Consider the following 3,574-nt stretch of genomic DNA (forward strand, 5'->3'; position numbering starts at 1 on the left):
ACACGCTACGCCGCACAGCGAAGCCCGGGCTCAGGCTTTACGCACTCCAAAAATGTCCGCGAATAACTGTGGGAAACGCTATATAAACAGAAGGATGGGGTGCATCTTTCTCTACACCCCAGCGCAGTTTTATCCCGGCAGCCGCAGCATCCAGGGGCTGTAGGGCTGGCTTTGCGGGGTCAGGGAAATCCCGTTTCCTCTGTGGCAATCTATCGGTGGCGATCGCCCCCTGAAAAACCCAGTATATAAAATTTTGGTAAACCTCCCCCAATTTTTTTAAAAAACTTTATAATAAATTTAAGTGAATCAGGGAACTCCCTTTTCAAAGGGACTCCATGAATTCCTAAGCCGAATTTTCAACGAGGTTCAGCGGACTCTCTACCTCCTCAAAATTCTCTAAAATTTTACCCCATTTACAGATTGACATGGGTCAAATGATGCATGATTTACCCTTGAATCGGGCATAAACTCGGTCTGGTGCCTAAGTTGTTAACTCTCCTGACAAAGCCTGAACTGACGCTTCAAAGCGGGTTTCTACACATCAAACCCGGATAATAATTTGAAAATAAAGGTCTTTAAACCCCAGTTTCGGTTGTTCGGGATCACTCCGGAAACAATTCAGCACAAAGATAGAGTGACTGAGGGCAAAGCATAGATCAAACTAATAAGGGAGGGATGCCCAAGTGCGTCTCAATGAAGGTCTAGGGAATCTCCCAACCCCTAAAATCTGAGCCAAGAAACCGGCTGTCGGACTTGAATTGTGAGTTTTAACCGACATAAGGGTTGCAAAGCCCCATTTCAAAAAAAGTGTCTCCTAGGGTCAACAATGACCCTCAGTTCTACCGGCTCAATTGGACCCTAAAATCTCTAAATTGCCAAGTTATCTTTGATAATTTTTGGCAGGAATCATCCATTCAATTAACTTATTTTCACTTATTTTTCAGAGGTATTACCCCATGAAACGTTTGAGTCTAACTCTGGCATCTACTGCTTTCGCTACCCTTGTGCTTTTGGGTGCAACATCCTCCACAGCACAAGCCTTTTCTTTAACCCAATCCAATCCCCTTAAAATTATGCCATTAGGGGATTCTAACACCCGAGGCCGAGGGGATGACCCTGCGGGGTATCGAGACGACCTCTGGATGAGATTAAATGACAGTGGATTCAATGTTGATTTTGTCGGGAGTGCTACTACTAATTCCCCCACAAATTGGGATCAACCCTATGCATTCGATCGCAATCATCAGGGTCATGGTGGATATGCTATTAGCGGGAACACCTACGCGGGTGCCGGTGATTTGATGTCCAATATTGATAACTGGCTAAATGCGGCCACTCCAGATGTCATCTTGTTGATGGCCGGAACCAACGACTTTATCTTTCAGAATACAACTGCCCAGGAAACGATTGATGAACTTGGCACATTAATTGATAAAATCTTGGGTTGGTCTTCTGATGTTAATGTACTGATTAGCTCGATCGCCCCTTTAGCGCCCAATCGAGGATTATCCCAAGAGGCTGCTTTATACAATAACATGATTCCGGGTCTGTTAGGCAGCGATCGCTATCAACAGAATAACCTCTCCTTTGTCGATACCCGCAATTTGTTTACGGGGGATGATCTCTATGATGGTGTTCACTTTACACCCCAGGGTTACACCACCTTAGCTAATGCCTGGTTTGATGGGATTGTTTCCGCCTCTAATCTAGGCAACCCTTCTAGGGATCCGATCATCGTTGAAACTCCAGGATCAGACGACTCAGTTTCTATCCCCGAACCGACTTCTGTATTAGGAGTCTTAGCATTCGGGTTAGTCGGTGCAGGATCGTTGCGCAAACGCCGTCATGTTTCTCCCCTGTCTAATCGTTAATCTTCCTCAACAGGATTTAGGCATTATTTAAGCTCAAACAAACAATGTAGGGTCGATTCGTGAATCAACCCTACATTGTTTGTTTGATAGGCAGTTGCGTAAGTTCTATATTTGTAGGGTGGGTTAAAGCTCACCACCCTGATTATAGAGTCTAAAATTGGCAGTTGCGTAAGTTTTAATTTTTGAAAAGTGGTATTATCGCGATCGCAGACTTGGGTCAGAACCCTCACCAGAGACCTGCTTTTGATGCCATCTGCCGTAGATTTGGCTCAACGGCGTAGCACTCAACCCGTGAGCAAAAATTGAAGCACAAATCATCAAACTGGCGATCGCCCAAACCTCATGTCCCTGCGTCTCGCGCACCGCTAAATTCGCATAATACATAGCCGCCACGCCAATTGGGCCAAACCAGCCCACAAATAGCGTTTCTGGAAAGTTCTGAATCGGTTGAATCCAGTTAGAAAGGAGCAAAATTGCCGGGAGTCGGCGCAAAAGTAGCACAGCCACCACCAAGATTGCCCCATTCCATCCCCATGACGCCCAATCCTGCCAGGGAATTGTCAATCCCAGCAGAATAAAAATTGGCAAGCTAAAGAAGCGATTAATCGCCTCTTGCACATTTTCTTCCTCCGATCGCTCCTTACCTTTAATAGTCTCACTTGAAATTAATCCCGCCACAAAAACAGCTAAAATCCCATCGCTGCCCAGCAGTTTAGCCGCACCCAGTACGAACAGCGTTAGGGCGATTGTATAGCCGAGAAACGATTGTTTCTCCATGGTATTTTTCGCTTCCGCCCACTCCAGCAGACGACCCGCACTATACCCGAACACAGCCCCCACCACCACGGCGATTCCCACTTCCCACAGGATTGTTTGCACCGCCCAGTGAAACAGGGCATCCCCAGGGGGACGATTGAGTAGCAGCAGGGGTAAAAAGACGAGGGGATACGCCAATCCATCATTTGCCCCGGATTCCGCAGAGATGATATGGCGCAGGCGTCTGGGAAGATTGCGCTTCGCCACTACCCCGGTGACGATTGATGTTGCCACAATCGGATCCGTGGGAGTAATGACACCGCCTACAAGCATTGCTTCCCAGAAGGGGATTCCCAGGATGAAATAGACCAGAAAACCGCTTGCCAACCACATCAAGGGCATCACCAATCCCAGTAACAACGCTAAGGGTTGCCACTGCCGGAAAATGTAATTTTTCGGCAGTCGCAGCGCCACCCCCATCAGTCCGATCGCTAGGGTGAACCGCGCTGCTTGCTCTAATAATACCTCCTGGTTGATTCCCCAATGGTTTGGATCTAACCATGCCAGTCCCACTGGCCCGAGCAGCACCCCAAAAATCAGCGCTGTCATCGGATCTGAAGCCCACCAAGTCCGTCGGAAAAAGTCAGAGAGCAGTCCTAGAAACAGAACTAGCCCTCCTACAGCCATTAGTGCGATGTTGAGTTCGCTCAAGATTCAGCCTCCTTTTGTATAATTAATTGGGCGATCGCGTTTTGAATTTCCCGGTTTTTATCGCATTTTTTCCAGTCCGCATAGGCAGGTTTTGTAGAATTCTTATATTTGACCTCACACTAAAAAATAAACACACCTCACTTAAAGCCGAAATAGAGAAGGAGACGATCGCACTCAACACTTGTGGCTTTCCAAATTAATATCCCATCTCCAGTTTTAACCGCATCTCTCTGTAG

The 3,574-nt window shown here is 47.0% G+C and carries 3 protein-coding genes; 1 reads left to right on the forward strand and 2 read right to left on the reverse strand.

Translation table 11 applies throughout. The features are described 5' to 3' along the window. Positions 1 to 37: 37 nt before the first annotated feature. A complete protein-coding gene (locus J0895_RS24310) occupies positions 38 to 271 on the reverse strand; it encodes a hypothetical protein (RefSeq protein ID WP_207090562.1) in 234 nt (77 codons plus the stop codon). Between the two features lie 685 nt (positions 272 to 956). On the opposite strand from J0895_RS24310, the gene J0895_RS24315 reads away from it, so the two are divergent. Beyond that, the gene (locus tag J0895_RS24315; RefSeq protein WP_207090563.1) at positions 957 to 1,871 is read left to right on the forward strand and encodes an SGNH/GDSL hydrolase family protein; all 915 of its coding nucleotides are present in this window, start codon (positions 957 to 959) and stop codon (positions 1,869 to 1,871) included. Positions 1,872 to 2,066: 195 nt separating this feature from the next. Here the strand turns inward: J0895_RS24315 and J0895_RS24320 are convergent, their stop codons facing one another. Beyond that, positions 2,067 to 3,338, reverse strand: a complete 1,272-nt coding sequence (locus tag J0895_RS24320) for a cation:proton antiporter domain-containing protein (RefSeq protein WP_207090564.1) — start codon at positions 3,336 to 3,338, stop codon at positions 2,067 to 2,069. Between the last annotated feature and the right edge of the window lie 236 nt (positions 3,339 to 3,574).

It is taken from the genome of Phormidium pseudopriestleyi FRX01, from assembly GCF_017313335.1.
In the GTDB taxonomy this organism is placed as follows: Bacteria; Cyanobacteriota; Cyanobacteriia; order Cyanobacteriales; family Laspinemataceae; genus Laspinema; species Laspinema pseudopriestleyi.